This window comes from Pseudomonas sp. SMN5, from assembly GCF_052041925.1.
In the GTDB taxonomy this organism is placed as follows: domain Bacteria; phylum Pseudomonadota; class Gammaproteobacteria; order Pseudomonadales; family Pseudomonadaceae; genus Aquipseudomonas.
Genome location: NZ_JBKGGX010000006.1, coordinates 200,429 through 218,381 on the forward strand (window position 1 = coordinate 200,429; position 17,953 = coordinate 218,381).

A 17,953-nucleotide genomic window follows, 5' to 3' on the forward strand; every position below is an offset into this window, starting at 1 on the left:
GCCCGGTTCAGGCTTTTTTAGTCCGCGGCAGGAAAATCGCCAGCACGCCGAACAATGGCAGGAACGAGCACAACCAATACACGTATTCGATGCCACGAATGTCCGCCAGGTGCCCGAGCAACGCGGCACCGATCCCGCCGAAACCGAACATCAGCCCAAAGAACACCCCGGCGATCATGCCGACATTGCCCGGCACCAGTTCCTGGGCATATACGACGATGGCCGAGAATGCCGAGGCCAGGATGAAGCCGATCACGACGCTGAGAATGCTGGTCCACAGCAGGTCGACATGGGGCAGGATCAAGGTGAAGGGCGCCACGCCCAGGATCGAGAACCAAATCACCGCCTTACGTCCGATACGGTCGCCAATCGGGCCACCGAAGAACGTGCCCGCCGCCACTGCGCCGAGGAACAGGAACAGATGCAACTGGGACGAGGCCACCGACAGGTCGAATTTCTCGATCAGGTAAAAGGTGAAATAGCTGGTGAAACTGGCCATGTAGAAGTACTTGGAGAACACCAGCAGCCCCAGCACCACCAAGGCACCCAGCACCCGCCCCTTGGACAAACCGTGGGTCGCCGCCTGGCCTTGCTTGAGCTTGAACAGGTTCAGATGGTTGGCGTACCAACGGCTGATGCGATAGAGCACGAATAGCGCAAACAGGGCGAACAATCCGAACCAGGCCACATTACCCTGGCCGTAGGGAATGATGATCGCCGCGGCTAGCAGCGGGCCGAAGGCTGAGCCGGCGTTACCGCCGACCTGGAACGTCGATTGCGCCAGCCCGTAACGACCGCCCGAGGCCAGTCGCGCCACCCGCGAGGCTTCCGGATGGAACGTCGACGAGCCGATGCCGATCAGCGCCGCCGCCAGCAGGATCAATGCGAAGTTGCCGACCATGGACATCATCACAATACCGATCAACGTACACACCGTGCCGGACGGCAACAACCAGGGCTTGGGATGCCGGTCCGTGTGATAACCGACCCAGGGCTGCAACAGAGAAGCCGTCAGCTGGAACGTCAGTGTGATCAGGCCCACCTGGGTGAAGGTCAGGCCGTAGCTGTCCTTGAGCATCGGGTAGATCGAAGGCAACACGGCCTGGATCAAGTCATTGATCAGGTGCGCCAACGCCACGGCGCCGATGATTCGCATCACCAGCGGGCTGCTTTGGGCGGCGGCAGAAATGGACGGTGCTTCGGCCTGGGTATTGCTGATAGCCATGGGGAGTTTCCAGACGACGGATGGGTGCGCGCGGCAGGTGCGTCAATGTGCCATTTTTCGGTGCAACAAGGCTATCCCCTTAGCTTGCTATCGACCACCGAAATTGTCGGAAACCACGGTGATAGCGCAACGCCATGGTCTGAATCTTGCCTTGTAAATCCGTTATAACGCGGCCCCTTACAAAGGGGACCGAGAATGGGAAGTTTCGCTACAGAGCTGGCCTACCGCGCCGATTTGGACAAACTTTCGAGGCCTTTTAAAAGGACATCCGTTTCGACACTTGTGTAGAAACGCACGAAAACAGTGCGCGGATGTTCAGGGGAGTATGGGCATGCAGGCTTTTCTATCACCGGGAATCAGATGGCTGGGACGTTTCGGCTTCGCCCGTAAGTTCCAACTGCTGTTTTTGCTGTTCATCCTGCCATTGATGGGCAGCCTGTGGCTCATCGGCCAGGATTACCGCGAAAAACTCAACCTGATTTCCGGAGAACGCGCCGGCGTGCGCCAGTTGCTGGCCCTGGACAATCTGGACAACCTGCTCACCGCCCAGCGCGACCGCGCCGCCCGCTGGCGTGCCACGGAAACCAATCGGCAACCCACGCCGGCCACCCTGGCTGCGATGGCCGCGTTCGATGCGGTGCAACCATCGCTCAACCAGGCCGCCAATGACTTGGGAACGACCTTGCAAGCCGAAGGTGCCGAAGCCGACACCCTCGCCCGCTATCAGGCCCTGCAAACCAGCCTCAACGGCCTGGACTCCAAGAGCCTGGGTGCCGTGGGCTGGTGGCCTGACGGCTATGACCGTTTCACCGCCGCCCTCAGCGCCTTGCAAGCCCTGCGCGAGCAAATGGTCATGGATAATCGCCTGACCCTGGCCTCCTGGCTTGAAACCTATTTGCTGACCCAGATTGCGACCCAGCAGACGCCGGACCTGATCGAACGGGTCGGTCGCCTGGCCAGCGTCGGCCAGGCCTCTGTAGTATCAGGCCAATTCACCTTGCAGAGCCGCCTGCAATTGCGCGATTTGCGCAGCCGTATCGGCGACGCCCGGGATCAACTGGTCAAGACCGGAGCGTTGCTGGAAACGCGCCTGCCCAGCGAATTGCGGACGTGGGCGGAACAGTACCAAGGCAGCCTCAAGCATCTGGACGCCGGTCTGAAAGTGCTGGATGACGGCGTGTTCGGTGGTTCGATCACCCTCAAGCCGGACGCCTTCGAGAAACACATGGACGCTTTGTTGGGCGATTTGGCGACGCTGCGGCAGCAGTCGCTGGTGGCGCTGGACACTCGGTTGGATCACTACCACGCCACGGCGATTCGCCAGTTCACCTTGGTCGCCACCGTGCTGGGCTGCCTGGTGCTGGCGGCGCTTTACCTGTTCGTCTGCCTGCAAGCCTCGATCCGCCGCAGCGCCAGCGGCATCACGCTGCTGGCCGAGGCCCTGCGTGACGGCAACCTGAGCCTGCAAGTGCCGGTACAAGGACGCGACGAACTGGCCGGCATCAGCACCGCTCTCAACGTTGCCGTGGTGCAACTGCGCAACAGCCTGCTGGGGGTGGATCACGAGACATTGCAGTTGAGTGATGCCGTGCGCACCCTCAATACCCATTCCAGCGGTGCCTTGGGCGAAGTCGAGGCCCAACAGATGCAGATCAGCCAGATCGCGGCCGCCGCGACCCAACTGGCCGCCACTTCCCAAGGCGTCGCGAAAAGCTGTGAACAGGCCGCCGACAGCGCCCAGCAGACCCGCCGCATCGCCGCCGACAGCAGCCGTGACAGCCAACGCACCACGGCGAGCATCCAGCAACTCAACCAGCGGCTCAACGAGACCGCTGCCGCATTGGGCCGGGTCAGCGAGCAGGGGCAACAGATCCAACTGGTGGTCGATACGATTCGTGGCGTGGCCGAGCAAACCAACCTGCTGGCCCTCAACGCCGCCATCGAAGCGGCGCGCGCCGGCGAACAGGGCCGGGGTTTCGCCGTAGTGGCCGATGAGGTACGCAGCCTGTCGCAACGCACCCAATCCTCCACCCAACAGATTGCCAGCACCGTCGACAGCCTGCGCGCCACCGTGACCGAAGCGGTCAGCCTGATGGAAGCCGCCTGCGGCCAGGCCCAGACCGACGCCCAGGCCGTCACCGGCCTGGGTGAGCGCCTGGGTGAAATCGCCACCGCCGTGCAAAGCGTGACCGACACCCTGGCGCAAATTGCCACAGCGGTGGACGAACAGGCCAGCACCGCCGATGAGGTCAGCGGCAATATCCAGCAGGTCGATCAGGCGGCCATGCGCCTGCTCGATGGCGCCCGGGCCGTGAACCTGGCGGCGGACACCCTGAGCCAGGGAAGCCAGGCCTTGAGTGCCAATACGGGGAGATTTCAACTCGGCTGACAGGTATTTGCAGCGAGGATGGATAAGCGGTTGAAAGCGCAGAGAAATATTTCAGCTTTGCGCTTGACACATCTTCGTTACCAGCGAATAATGCGCGCCACTTGGCTACATAGCTCAGTTGGTTAGAGCATAGCATTCATAATGCTGGGGTCCGGGGTTCAAGTCCCTGTGTAGCCACCAAGTACCGATCCATAGATGTCTACAGCAGTCTATGAATCACCTCAAGAAGCCCGCCTCGTGCGGGCTTTCTTGTTTCTGGCTGTCCACCTCTATCTACCCCTATCCTTCCCCACCGTGTATGCCCACGTGTATGCTTCAGAACTAATTGAACTGGAGGCATACACGGATGAAGCGCGCCGATATCAAGCGACGTCCTCTCGCTGATACAACACTTTCCAGCTTGGAGCCTGAGGCCGGGGCATACCGCGAACTAGACAGTCCTGGGCTGTATTTCAGAGTCAAACCAAACGGCCAAAAATCTTGGGAATTACGCTACAAGAAACCGGACGGCAAATGGTCTTGGCTAGGTCTCGGCGGCTATCCAGAAGTAAGCGGCGCCTTCGCTCGACAGAAAGCGGCAGAGCTGCGAGCTGACGCCTCAGAGGGCAAGAACCCAATCATCTCCAAGAAGGCTCGTCAGGCGGCTGACATTGACGCAGCCAATGACACCTTCGAATCACTAGCCAGGGAATGGCATACGTCTCGCCTTAGCGGCTGGGATGCTGGGACTGCCAAAAGAATACTCGGCGCACTCGAACGCCATGTGTTCCCCTTGCTAGGTAAACGCCCCTATACCTCGATCATGTCCATGGAATGGATGGAGCTATTGAGAGGACTTGAGCGCCAGGGGATTCTGGAACAGATGAGTCGCGTGAGGGCTTACTGCAAAGATATCTATGACCTGGCTCGCGTAACTGGCAGAGCCGTTAACAATCCCTTGGAGGGCGTGCATAAGTTTCTGTCATCAGGAAAGGCAGAGAACTACGCTCATGTCTCTCCTGACGAGCTCCCTGGATTACTTCGAGCTATACGCTCCTATCCGCATGCCAAAGATGTTCAGCTTGGCCTGCGGCTGTTGACCCTGATGGCAGTCCGTCCCAGCGAACTTCGCGAAGCTCATTGGGTGGAGTTCGACTTCGACAAGAAACTGTGGACAGTGCCTGTCGAACGAAAGGGACGTAAAAAAGGCCGCGAACATCTGGTGCCGCTATGCACTCAAGCCGTAGATGCTCTATTGGAGCTTCGGCAACTTACCGGTGCATACCCTCTCCTGTTTCCAGGTAGAAGCGACCGCACCAAACCCCGAAGCGACACCGTGTTTCTCATGGCACTAAGGCGCCTTGGTTACGAAGGCCGCCAGACCGGTCATGGCTTCCGCCACATCGCCAGCACCATCCTCAACGAGCATGGTTACCCCGCTGACCATATCGAGGCCCAACTCAGTCACAAGGCACAAGGTGTCAGGGGGATTTACAACAAAGCCCAGTACCTTGAACAGCGCATAAAGATGATGCAGTGGTATGCCGATCATCTTGATGCACTTGAAGCCGGAAATGTTATTCAAGGTCAGTTCGGTAAGGCTGTATGAGCACCCACTACCATACCCCCCTCAAAATCCATGTTACGGGTGTTACTCGTGTAAATAACCTCGCCAGACACCCGTTTTCATTGGCTTTCACGCCTGTTACACGCCCACGCAGATATCCGTACACCGCGTGTGACACTGCCTCAATGTGTAACGCGTCTATCCCCCCTAACTCACTGTGGGCTGACGTTAGACGCGTCTGGTCATTGAGCGACTCCCGCTGGCTTCACTTGCGACACACAGGGCGTGGGATAAAGCGCGACACAACGCCTGAGACGCTCGGCCATGGCTGATCATCAATCCCTGGTAGATTCCGCGTTTACCTCGGGACTAATGAGTTTTCTCTCGGCACAGCCGCTATACGAGCTCTGCCGTGAACAGATTCGTGACGTGTGCTATTTGATCGAACAATGCTGTCTTCGCGTTCGCGACGATATCAACGACTTCGACCCCAGCAGGCTGTGCATCAAAACGACAATGCATGAAGAGGCAATTTTTCAGTATGCCTCCACCGACACCAGAGCTCGTCTCGCCCACTGGGTTCGTCAATACGGCGAGTGTGGAACGGCTTCGGATCGCGATGCCCACGCAGCCTACATCATGGCTTGTGCTGTAAAAGCGCTGGGAGCGCTAAACGACTGGATGCGGACAACAGATCAGAAGGCTTGGTCTCATCTTTCAGAGCCTCCGACCGACTGGCCGGGGGAACTCTATTGTCAGTTTGTAGAGATGCAGGCCAATCCAGATGAGCGCATTGAGGCGCTCGATCAGTACGTCCTTCACCTGGAGCCCATCATATCCCTGCCCTGCTTGATTGATGACGAACTGACGCCCGTCGCTGATCGAGCGATCAAGAATGCGATTCGCAAAAAAGGCGGCATCATAAGCGGCATGGAGCGTAGCAAGGACACCAGTGCCCGAGATGCTGCAATTGTTAAGCAAGGCATGCACTACCTGGCGAAAGGCATGCCTGAGCGAAACATCCCAACCGCCGTGCATGCTTGGCTGGAACGTGAAGTTGCTAGACCGCTAAAACAGCGTCCCGAGTGGATCCCCCTCGAAACTCAGAAGGCACTCACGCGCAAAAGCGTAGAGGCCATCCTCAAACGCAACTTTGTTCTGTAACTGAAATTTCAATCGGATTTCAATTGGAAGTGAACTGCTCACCGCGCTTCACCGCCTAGATCATTGCTCTCGTCAGTCCAAACCAATCGAGAGCAATACCTATGAATACCTCAATCACCGGCCTTCCCCGCAAGGCTCCTGCAAATTCCCCCTCGCTGTTTGATGCCACCTCGACGTTGATCCGCATGCGCGAAGTCGAAGGCATCGTGGGGATGAAACGCTCCACCATCTACAAGCTGATGCAGCGTCCTGACTGTGGCTTTCCTCAGCCAGTCAAACTGAGCAACAGCAATGCTCGCGGTGCGCCGGTCGCCTGGGTTCTGTCTGAAGTTCAAGCATGGGCACGCAGCCGCATCGAGGCTCGTGATCAGGTGGCCGCATGAGCCTCAAGGTTGCCAACAAAGCCCTGATGCATCCCTTCTCCATTCTTCGCCAGATTGGCTTTTCGCCTCGCCTCATGCAACGCCTGGAGCGCTACCGCAGCCAGCAGGACAAACAGGGGCGCGTAGTCAGCGTACTCAGCTGGGCCGACGGCACCTGGTGCGCACTCTCGCTCCACTGCGAAAAGACTGGGGCGGTGATCGTCGACGAAGGCCAGCAAGCGGAAGCCTATGAAGATGCCCGCTCGATGCTCCGAGGCGGCTTCCTGCCCCTGCTCTCCCTGCGCTTCGAATTTCATGCCTGAAACGAAAACGCCTCCGGGGGCGATCCGGAGGCGTTGAGGTAAATCTACATGCCCGAACAATTTATGCCACACCTGAAAAATCCGCAAGCCACCCGCGTAGTTGCACTTTCGAAAAACCAGCGGTACTCTCTGGTCGTCGCTGCAAATTCAGCGAATGGGCTTGGCGGCCCAAACAGTACAAGGCGCAACAGCGCCCCCATTACGATTGCAGGCGCTTTTTTTGTGTCTGCATTCCCGTGTTATGGCGGGTTGCGTAGGAGCACCCTCGGGTGCGCCGGTCTCCTTGTACGCCGGTCCGCCAATCCTGCGCAATCCGTCACCCTAATCTGCTTGGCGGCAGACGGTGGCGGTTCCTCAGTACAAGGAGCCTTCACAAATGCAACACGCCCTCAATCCGTCCAAAATTCGCGCCGCTGCACACCGTGCAATGGCTCTCGCCGCTCTACACGCCAACTCCAGCCTCGCTACTCGTCTTGCCCGTTACAACGCCCATATGGACAAAGCTCGCGCTCTCGAAGCCGCAGGCGGTGCCCAATGAATTCCCCACTCAGCTTCGCCTTGCCTGAAGACCTGCTCTGCGTCAGCAAAGACATCGAGAAGGGTGTTCCTGTTGATGCAATCACCTGTGCTATCAACCGCGCAGAGTCCGTACTGATGTTGCTTGAGGACCATTTCGAAAGCGAAAGCGACAGACCACGCCTAGCTAATCATGTCCTGGCCGCTGTTATTTGGGATGTCCGGGGCACCCTGGGACTGATCAAAACCCTGACCCTGCACGGTGACACCACGTCTGTTCCGATGGATCAGAAAGGCGGTGCCGTATGAGCGCTCACACCACACTCGGCCGAGCGTCGTTTTTCAATAAAATCTCCGGCAAGGGCTTGTTTCGGGTGAATGCGGGCATTCCTATTGAGGACGCGCTCGAAACGGTTTCGCTCCTCCAGCATTACGCTAATCAGCTCTCCCTCGATGCCGCCATGAGCGATAAGGGCGAACGCTACAGCTGGTGCGCGCTCTACCTCGGCGAAATGGCAAAAGCCCTGATCGATGACGTGAACGATGCCATGTTTATGCCGGGGGCCGATACATGACCCAGCGCACGAACAAACCAACAAAACGCCCCAGCTTTGCCGAGGTGAAGAGCGCCGCACTCAAGGACATTGATCGCGTGCTGTCTCACTGGCTGCCCAACGGCAAACGGGTCGATGGCGGCAAGGAATACACCGCCCCCAATCCGACCCGCACGGACAAACGTGCCGGGTCGCTCAAGGTCAACTTGAGCAAAGGCACCTGGGCGGACTTTGCTACCGGTGACAAAGGCGGCGACCTGATCGACCTGGTGCGCTACCTAGACGGCGGCACGGACGTGGAGGCCTGCAACAAGCTGGCGGATCTGCTGCACGTATCGGCAGGCGCCGCGCAATCAAAGCCCACACCGAGCAAAAGCAAAGCGCCGGAATGGATTGCCATTCAGCCGATCCCGGCTGAGGCCATGAACAAGTGCCCGGCCAAGCACCGACAACACGGCGTGCCCTCCAAGGTCTGGATCTATCGCGATGCCCAACGCCGGCCCCTCATGGCGCTTTATCGGTTCGACCTGGGGCCGGACGAAGACGGTAAGCCAAGGAAGGTCTTTGCACCGTTGACCTGGTGCCAACGCGCCGACGGCCAAACCACGCAATGGCGTTGGCAAGGTCTGCCCGATCCACGCCCTCTTCTGCACCTGGACGAACTATCGCAACGGCTCGATGCCCCGGTCGTACTGTGCGAGGGTGAGAAAGCCGCCGATGCCGCTGCCGAGTTGATGCCGGGCCATGTGGCGACCTGCTGGCCGAACGGTTCCAAATCTTGGCACAAGGCCGACCTGACACCGCTCAAAGGACGGTCTGTCTTGTTGTGGCCGGACAACGACTCCAGCGGTCAGAGCTGCATGGAGGCCGTCGCGGAAAAGCTGCGTGAAATAGGCGCCGCCTCAGTGCAAGCAATCGCCCTGGACGTCTTCAAACGCAAGCCCACGCTAAAGAATGGCAAACCGACCTTTGCCAAAGGTGGTCAATGGGACGATGGCGACGATGCAGCTGACGCACTCGCCAATGGCTGGACATCGGCCCACCTCGCCGAACTGGAGCGTACTGGTGAGCTGCTCGGCTCGGCAGCCACCCCCGCTCCGGCCGGAGAAATCGAAACAAAGGCACCACCGAAAACCAAGCGGCCCGCCAAATCAAAAAATGACCTGCTTCCCGGTGGTTTTCGCCTGACGCCAGAAGGCGTGTTTTATTCTGGCGACGACGGCGAAGCACGGCCTGTGTGTTCGCCTCTGGAGATCCTCGCACGCACCCGTGACGACAAGAGCCACAACTGGGGCTTGCTGGTCGAGTTCGACGACCCAGACGGCCAGAAAAAACGCTGGAACATTCCGGCCCGCACTATGACCGGCGACTTCGGCAAGGATGTACTCGGCCCCCTTGTGGACATGGGTCTACGTCTGGCGGGCAGTCGCTCGGGACGTAACGCACGCAACGACCTTCAGAGCTATTTGCAGGGCTTTGACAGTGCGCAACGGGCTCGACTGGTCACCCGTCTCGGCTGGCACGGCAATGCCTTCCTATTGCCCGAACGGCAGATCGGTTCGCATGACGAACACCTGCACTTCTATGAGGCTGGGGCACAACTCCCACCGATCAGCGAGTCCGGCACACTGGAGCAATGGCAGGAGCAAATCGGCGCACTGTGCGTTGGTAACCATCGTCTAGCGTTCGTCGTCAGCGTGGCCTTTGCGGGACCGCTGTTGAATATGCTCGGTCACGAATCGGGCGGGTTTCACCTCTACGGCGACAGCTCCGGTGGCAAGACCACCCACCTGCAAGTGGCCGCCTCGATCTATGGCGGGCCACGTGTAGTGCGTTCCTGGCGCTCGACAGACAACGCCCTGGAATCCATCGCCGCCGCGCATTCGGACGGGCTCCTGGTGCTGGATGAAATCGGCATGTGCGACCCGCGCATCATCGGCGAAACGGTGTACATGCTTGGCAATGGCACCGGTAAGGCTCGCGCCAATGATCGAGGACAAGCGGGCCGACAGGTACAGGAGTGGCGCTTGCTGTTTCTCTCGACAGGCGAGAAGACTTTGGCGCAGCACATGGCCGAAGCCAACAAGGAGCTAAAAGCCGGTATGGAGGTACGCATGCTCGCCGTACCAGCGGATGCCAGCAAAGGCTTGGGGATGTTCGACGTGTTGAGTGGCTTCGATGACGCAGCGGCCCTCTCTGACACGCTCAAGGCTCGGGTAGCCAAATACTATGGCACGCCACTCACCGCGTTCCTGGCGGCCCTTTGCGAGCCCGGCAAGATGCACGGATGGTCAACCATCCTCCGCCGGACTCTAGAAGGGTTCGTCGCCAAAGCCCTTCCCGCGTCGGCCAGTGGGCAGGCACACCGAGCCGCTGCACGATTCGGGTTGGCCGCTGCGGCCGGAGAGCTGGCCACCGCGCTCGGCATCACCGGCTGGCCCGACGGCACCGCGACCACTGCGGCACGCGTGTGCCTAAGCGCGTGGCTGAATGAGCGTGGCGGCGCCGGGAACCTTGAAGGTGATGCGATCTTGGCCCGTCTTCGCCAGATCATCGAGCGCTTTGGGGAAAGCCGCTTCACCCGCTGGGAAACCGCCGCCGCGAAGATCGATGAGCATGGGCCCCGCACCATTGACCGCCTGGGCTTTCGCAAAACGCTGGAGCACGGCATGGGCGACACCATGCACACCACCCACACCTACTACGTGCTGCCCGAGGCATGGCGATCCGAGATATTTCGGGGCATGAACATCAACGCCGTGAACAAGGAGCTGCTGCACCGGGGCGTGTTGGAACCTGGTAGCGATGGGAAGGCATCGAGCTTGGTCCGGTTGCCTGGTTTAGGCCCGCAACGCTGTTACATCGTGAAGACGATTCCGGGAACGGATGAGAGCGAGGCTCGGGCTGCCTGACGGCATCCCTACTGATAGAGGTAGCGCCGGCTCATTCCCGGCCTCGCCAGCCACTCAACCCAACCCAATCGAATTGCATAGAGACGAAATAATGAACGACCTTCAAAAACTGAAAGACCGCCGTGAACAACTGAACTCCGAGCTGGAACGCCTGCGAGCCGAACTCTTGCCCTATGAGACCGCCCTAGCCAGCCCCGAGTCTATCGAGCGAGGCCGGGAACGAGATGTGCAGGATCAGTACGCTGAGCGGAAAAGAAAATGTGATTCTCTGGACTTTGAAATCGATCGGTTGAATCAAAAAATTGTTCGACGCGAAAACGTCGCCAATCACGAAACGCTAATGGCGGGCTACCGCGATGCTATGGCGACCTGGAAAGCCGACGAGCACGAACTCAACGAAAAGAGGCGGGGTGTCAGCACCCGCCTGAATGAAATCCGTCAGCAAGCCACAGACGAAATCGCGAAGGCGCGGCAGGCCGAGACCGAGGCGGCGACGGCCTACGCTCAGGCTGTCGCGTGGGGGGACACCGAAGGCGAGAAGACCGCGAATGCTGATGCTCAAAAAGCGGCCAAAAACCTCGCGACTGTAGCCGAGCAAAACCGTCGCCAACAGCTAATCATCAGCGCTCTGGAGCAAGAGCTGGCCACCATTGATCAGCACATTTCTAAAGCGCAGGAAGAACATCAAAAAATTGAGAACAAGGCGCTGCACCTCGCCAACGCGGTGCTCGAAGAGAAGTGGAATGAGGCCGCTCAAGCATTGCTTGATGTGGGCGGACAACTTTGCGCGGCGCGTCGGATGATCGACCGGGATCCTGTTGCGCTGCTCAAGCTCAACGTTCCAGAGCAAGGCGAAAACTTTAGCAGTTGGGCCTGGAGTGACCTTTCAGAGCGCTCAGCGCGGTACGGCATACAAGACGTGCTGGCTTTGTAACGCACAGCCCACCTGAAACAGCCCACGTGCGTGGGCTGTTTAAACAATGCCCCAGGATCAGCACTATGAACACTGCAATGCAGAATAGCCCCAGTCGTACCGAAACGCTGAAGGCCAGGAGAACCCATCTGAGCAGCCTGCTCAAGCTCATGGGATCTCGCTGGGGGAGAAACACAGCAATACAAAGCCTCACCGCCAACGCGATCAGAGCTGAACTGAGCCTTATCGATCAGAAACTGAAGTTTCGAAGTTAAAGAGCACAGGAAGCCTGACCGGCTTCCATACCACTTTAACCTTCCGAGGACAGGGCTGAATTGCCGAAACCAGCCGGCCGGCCGCCCCTTAATTTCGGCCTGAAGCGCAAGCTTCAGGCCGAAGGCAGTAGCTAACGCTTTCTCGCCTCGGAATCAACGACTCAAACTCTTCAATCTGTGGTGACGAGACGAGCTCTAATAAGCTTCGAATAGCTAAACTATTTATTCCAAAGACCGCATTAGGGCATTAACATCAACCATGGCCTCCAAATCAACTCCCGGTGTCAGGTTATCCCACCGCAGGGCTCAACTCGGTGACCGACTCGCGAAGATCAGGGAAGCGCATATAATGAGCAACATGACTGCCGATAATGAACAAGGATGTAATCTCTGTCTGAGGTAAATTATGAGCATCGCGGGCGTGCGCTCCAATCGAGGTGACGGTTACCAAACACTGGTGGCTTTCGATTGGGCAATAACTGTATTATCCGATCCAGATTACCAATGGCTTGAAATTGACTCAATCAACTATGACGTTGATGACATCGTTATTGGAAAAAGCAGCGGAAATTTAATTGCCTGCCAGTGCAAAAAAAATCAAACCAATTTCAAAGCCTGGACATTAGCGGACTTGTCAGACGAAATAGATAAAGCCGCCACCACTCTAACAAAAAATAAAAATATAAAAATCCGATTTTATTCTCGCAATAATTTTGGAGCCCTTGCAAAGCTGAAAGAACACAGTACAACACAGCACGACGAGCACAGTTACACAAAAAGTCTAGGTAAGGAGCACAGCTCCGTAAATTCAGACTTATCAGCACGACTTAAAAAAACCCGTCCCAAACTTTCAAATTATGAATTTCTTTGCCGGACTAGCTTTGTCACCAGCGACGATTTAGATCGCATGATAGAGAATCTGCTCGAACGGTTACGTAACATGGTTAGTAACCCCGAGGCAGCATTCAACGCTCTCTGGACGAGCCTTGATCTGCTAGGTGCGCGTATGGGTGACGATAGCGTGTCCACCGCTCCGCAGCATCGACTTACAAAGAACGATTTGAAGACCGTAATCCAGCAAGCCGGGGCGACGTTGGTCCCACCAATGAATCTTGCAGAGATACGCCATTCCTTTTCCTATACCTCTGCTATCGGCAGGTCATGGAGAAGAGATATTGCGGGACTACGCATCCCCAACAAAGTTGTAGAAGAACTTCTGACCGCAATCTTTGAACAAAAAAAATCTATATTGCTTACAGGCCTTCCAGGCTCAGGAAAAACCTGCTCGATGCTAGCGCTACAGGAGACATTGGAGGAACGAGCAAAATCTCACTCAGACATAGTACCATTATTTATCCAATCACGAGAGTTCGCCGACTTAGCTAATTCAGACGAACGCCAAGCACAAGGCTTACCCGAACAATGGGTAGAAAAGGCGGCACGACTCGCTGACGATGCAAAAGTAGTAATAGTAATCGACTCGCTGGATGTTCTGTCTATCGCCCGCGACCATCGTGCCCTGCAGTATTTTCTTGCCCAAGTAGATCGCTTGCTCTTTATCCCAAATATTACTGTCGTTACGGCTTGCCGGGAGTTTGATAGACATTACGATCAACGAATCGCCCAAAGAAAATGGGACTGTGAAGTAAAATGTAAATCTTTGGATTGGCAAACTGAAGTAGAACCATTACTTGTAAAGCTTGGAATTGAGCCCACGTCGATTGACATTGGGACCCGTCAGCTAATAGAAAATCCCCGTGAATTAGCACTATTTGTAGAGCTTGCCCAACGTGATGGAAGCTTCAATGTTGTTACCAGCCAAGCATTGGCCCAACGGTACCTGGACATAATAGTTTTAAACGACAATGAACTAGGCGACACGGCAATTCAAGCAATTGAAGCATTAGCCGGCGAAATGCTGACACACCGTAGTTTATCGCTACCCTACCAGCGCTTCACTGCATCTGACGACATTAAACGTCGGTTGTGTAGTTTGAACGTGCTGCAAGAAACTCAGGATAGGAGACTAACCTTCGGCCATCAAACGCTATTAGATGTTCTAGTTATAAGTCGAGCCGTCCGCGACGGATCTACATTGAATGATTTTATAAAAGGCTTACCTCCTGTTCCATTTGTTCGACCCAGCATCCGAAGCTTTGTCGCATATTTAGCGTTAGGTGAACGCTCGAAATTCAGAAAACAACTTCGCACGGTGTTGACGGGAAGCGCAGCTTTTCATATCAGACGCTTAGTAGCAGAATCATATGCCGAACAGGTACCCCAGGATGGGGATTGGTCATTGATACGTGACCTGCGAGACAATCATCGCGAAGTTTTTCAGGTAATTTACGGCTTGGCAGGTACGGTTGATTGGCACCGCTTCTGGCTTAAGTACCTTGTTCCATATATGAAAACCTCGATAGATATTGAAGGATTGACAGGACACGCTCAGCGTATCACGCAATGGAGTAACGTAGACACTGAGGGGGTTTTGTCCTATTGGGCAGATGTGCTGGCACTAGATTTGCCTGATTATAATGAAATCGCAGACCGTCTTGCTATCAATCTTTCTGAAATAAAATCAGAGTATTTACATCTAGCGATCCCGCTATTGGAACGGCTTCTAAAAAGACCACAATCTGAACATAGTTTTCTTGGCCGGGTCATAGGTAAATGCGTCGCCGCAGGTGCCGTGGGAGATGTTTGGCTGTGGGATTACATTGCAAAAAGCGTTCGAGACGAAGATATATTGCAATATAAGCTAGGTAACAAACTTCGGTGCCAAGCCCATGAATTTGGAGAAAATAAGGATTTTTTCCATAATCGCATGTTGCAATCTACGGCACTACTTGATTTGGCGATACAATCGATTGAACACTGGAGCAATTTTAAGGCTTCACTGTACGAGGACACGCGAATAGGATACCGAAGCGGATTTTTAAACCACACCTCATATGAAGACACACATAGCCAAAGAGATATAAACTACTCGGACAGTTTAGACATTCTTTTTGGCACAGTTGAAGCTGCGATCCTTTATCACGCCTCAAAAAACTCAACATGGTGGAAAAAAAATAGAAAGCGAATCCATCTGAATCGTGAAGGTGCGCTACTCTATTTTTCTATACTAGCTTATACCTCTTCACCTAAATCAAACATCGATCTCATAGGAGACATGTTATGCGATGCTAAAATCCTAGAATTTAAACTTTCTTATGAATTAGGCGTATTAATACGCTCAGCATTCCATCTACTCGCCGCTCCCATACAAGATACTGTGACGTCAAACATCCTAAAGATGTGGACTGAGGAAATCAATGGCCAGATTGCCCCATGGATAATCAGAGCCCAAGCGGAGCTGCTCGTAACAATTCCTTGCTATCTGCGCTCGCAAGCAGCGCAAGCGCTGGTGGATGCGTATGAAAAAGCAGAAGGTGTATTGATTGCTGAGCCGTACATCTATTCGCGGGGTGGTATGGTCGGAGCACCATTCTCGTTTGAAGTTTTTCTTAATACAAGTGATAGTGGAGTTTTGAGTTTACTAACCCACTATGATGGCCACTCAAATCTTCGAGGAATTGAATTCTTTATTGGTGGTGAGCGAGAAGTTGGCGGGCTACTGAAAGAGGCAGCGTCACGTCACCCTTCACGGTTTTTGAAAATCTTGTCAGAACGTTGGCAAAACATTTCCATGAAATTTCGCGATGACATAATGAATGGTGTCGCTACATATATAGCTCATCGGCATGGAAATTTGCATACTCACAGTGTATGGACGCCTGTTGAAGAGCCTGATGCTGCTGAGCTCGCAGAAAACATTCTTAGCGAGCTGGAAAAACATTCTGCGCAATGGCATCACCGACGTACCACAGCCCAAGCACTTCAAGCTTGTGCTCATGTCATTGAAGATTCACTGGCAGCAACGAGGCTTGTATTTTTATCTTTCAGTTTTTTAACGCTGTATGAAGCCGACCCATTTCATGGAGACTCCGTTGACTTAATCGATTTAGGTATCAATATGACTAAGGGCGACGTAGCCGATGCCCTGATGATCCTGGCCAACAACTTTCTAGAATGCGAACGCGATCTTCCTGATCTTCTACCTGCGGCATTGCAACGCTTTGCCAGGGACGAGAACCCAGCAATCCGCGCGATTATTTTGCGTCGACTTCCGTATCTACAAAGCAAACGTCCTGAACTAGGGTGGAATTTGTTTCATCTCACCATGAACAACTCCTGTGGCCTGTGGCGAATAGCCGAGCCATGCCTTTACTATTCATATCACAATCATTTTGAGATAGTTAAACCTTTACTGGCTCGACTTCTAGATGAGGGCAACGGTAAAGATCTTGAGACCTGGGGAAGAATATCGGCTTTAGCCACAATGACCAAACATATATCGTCAGAGGACCTCTTCGCCAATCTGTATAGGTCGGACAGCATCGCAGCATGGGAGGGCGCTATAGCGGTTTGGGCAAACTCTGAAAACATTAAGCAACATAGGGAACTATGCATAAACGGAATGGATACCGGCTTAAGCTCAGCCTCCCCTCACAGCAATGTAGTCGCAAAAAAAATGATGAGTATATTTAGGGAGAATTCTCCCGTCATTGAGCTACCGATAACAATTATCAGAAAATTTTTTTCTGCGATTAACAATGACAGCAACAAGCGTAACCATGATTTATTTGGCTTCCACGAATGGCTAAATTCGCACTCACAAAACGACCCAGAACAAGCCATGGCGGCGTTAGAGATATACCTGGAGTATGCTATCCGCAACAAACTCCATATTTACGATTATCAAAATAGTTTAACCCAACTTATAACGCGCCTTTTTGCAGAGGCGGAGGAAAAAGAAGAATCTGATTCCGGTGCATTATTGCAGCGCGTCGTAATAATGCAAGACACGCTACTCTCACTGGGTGTCAATGGGATTGTTGATTGGTTGAAAGCTGCCGAGAGGCCGTAAATTTCATTGAAGCTAGATTGTTACTGGCACATGGGTCGCAGCCAACGGGCAGCGATCCACCCTAGTAATCACCGTTATAACTTCCCCGCGTTCGTTATACATACGCCTTTCAGCACTACATGCAAGCTCGCTAGCGTTGCGCATTAAGCGGTTCTCAGTGCACTGGCAGGACATATCCAAACATGGTGGGTCGCCGACAATCAGCCTACCATCTCTGCGGCTGTAACTTTCATGTTCTCTAACAAGCAAGCGGCATTTCCTTTTTCGTCCATGAGTATTTTGCCCGAAGTCGTAAAACCGGGATCCATAATCGCCTTCCAAAGCGCTACCCGATTCTCTCTGCAAGGTAGAATGCTTTGTTTTGCCGATTCGTACTCCAAAATCTCCTGTCGGCGTAACACTATTGTTTTTCGTAACACTCTTACCTGCTTTGTACCGGCAGGGCGTTACAGTGTTTAAATCTTTTATAAATCAAATAGCTATAATTTTTCGTTACACCTGTAACCTGTGTAACACTCGCTCAAGAGTCCCCAACTCCCCCGTGAGCCGCATCCCCCAGCGAGCGAAACCGAGTTCATTAACTCTCATCGGTACGTAAGCTTATTTCGGTGATTAATACTTAACCTAGGAGACCCAGACTAAATCGAGGCGTCACGGGTTGGAAACCCGCCGGACCTTATTAGCGAACAAGGGCCCAGCTTAGCGAACCGGTGAACACTCAGTTCGACAGGGCTCCACGGGGGTTAAGACGCCGCCGGGACCCTAGGCATTCCTAAACGATCCGGGCAAAAGAACTCGCAGC

General features: G+C 54.7%; 11 protein-coding genes and 1 tRNA gene. 11 read left to right on the plus strand and 1 reads right to left on the minus strand.

Annotated features, from left to right (window positions below):
• Positions 1-7 precede the first annotated feature (7 nt).
• On the minus strand, positions 8-1,225 hold the full coding sequence (locus tag ACLEJR_RS08585) for an MFS transporter (RefSeq protein ID WP_440813280.1): 1,218 nt from the start codon (positions 1,223-1,225) through the stop codon (positions 8-10).
• A 331-nt stretch (positions 1,226-1,556) separates the two neighbouring features.
• On the opposite strand from ACLEJR_RS08585, the gene ACLEJR_RS08590 reads away from it, so the two are divergent.
• The 11 genes from ACLEJR_RS08590 to ACLEJR_RS08640 all read left to right on the plus strand — a co-directional run bounded on the left by ACLEJR_RS08590 (position 1,557) and on the right by ACLEJR_RS08640 (position 17,151).
• Positions 1,557-3,614 carry a methyl-accepting chemotaxis protein gene (locus ACLEJR_RS08590; protein WP_440813282.1) on the plus strand — a complete coding sequence of 686 codons (2,058 nt, stop codon included), beginning with the start codon at positions 1,557-1,559 and terminating at the stop codon, positions 3,612-3,614.
• Positions 3,615-3,717: 103 nt separating this feature from the next.
• Positions 3,718-3,794: transfer RNA gene (locus ACLEJR_RS08595), tRNA-Met, on the plus strand.
• 166 nt (positions 3,795-3,960) lie between these two features.
• A complete protein-coding gene (locus ACLEJR_RS08600; RefSeq protein WP_440813284.1) occupies positions 3,961-5,202 on the plus strand; it encodes a tyrosine-type recombinase/integrase in 1,242 nt (413 codons plus the stop codon).
• 282 nt (positions 5,203-5,484) lie between these two features.
• Positions 5,485-6,324, plus strand: a complete 840-nt coding sequence (locus tag ACLEJR_RS08605; RefSeq protein WP_440813285.1) for a hypothetical protein — start codon at positions 5,485-5,487, stop codon at positions 6,322-6,324.
• A gap of 101 nt (positions 6,325-6,425) precedes the next feature.
• A complete protein-coding gene (locus tag ACLEJR_RS08610; protein ID WP_440813287.1) occupies positions 6,426-6,707 on the plus strand; it encodes a helix-turn-helix transcriptional regulator in 282 nt (93 codons plus the stop codon).
• On the plus strand, positions 6,704-7,009 hold the full coding sequence (locus ACLEJR_RS08615) for a hypothetical protein (protein WP_440813288.1): 306 nt from the start codon (positions 6,704-6,706) through the stop codon (positions 7,007-7,009). Before ACLEJR_RS08610 ends, ACLEJR_RS08615 begins: the two co-directional genes overlap by 4 nt.
• Before the next feature lie 534 nt (positions 7,010-7,543).
• Positions 7,544-7,834, plus strand: a complete 291-nt coding sequence (locus ACLEJR_RS08620) for a hypothetical protein (RefSeq protein ID WP_440813290.1) — start codon at positions 7,544-7,546, stop codon at positions 7,832-7,834.
• Positions 7,831-8,100: a DUF3077 domain-containing protein gene (locus ACLEJR_RS08625; RefSeq protein ID WP_440813293.1), complete on the plus strand. Its 270-nt coding sequence runs from the start codon at positions 7,831-7,833 to the stop codon at positions 8,098-8,100. Before ACLEJR_RS08620 ends, ACLEJR_RS08625 begins: the two co-directional genes overlap by 4 nt.
• On the plus strand, positions 8,097-10,991 hold the full coding sequence (locus ACLEJR_RS08630) for a DUF927 domain-containing protein (protein ID WP_440813294.1): 2,895 nt from the start codon (positions 8,097-8,099) through the stop codon (positions 10,989-10,991). The genes ACLEJR_RS08625 and ACLEJR_RS08630 overlap by 4 nt, the downstream gene beginning before the upstream one ends.
• 91 nt (positions 10,992-11,082) lie before the next feature.
• Positions 11,083-11,925, plus strand: coding sequence for a chromosome segregation protein SMC (locus tag ACLEJR_RS08635; protein WP_440813296.1), 843 nt, complete (start codon positions 11,083-11,085; stop codon positions 11,923-11,925).
• A 660-nt stretch (positions 11,926-12,585) separates the two neighbouring features.
• Entirely contained in the window at positions 12,586-17,151 is a 4,566-nt protein-coding gene (locus tag ACLEJR_RS08640; RefSeq protein ID WP_440813299.1) for an AAA family ATPase, read from the plus strand.
• Positions 17,152-17,953: the final 802 nt, after the last annotated feature.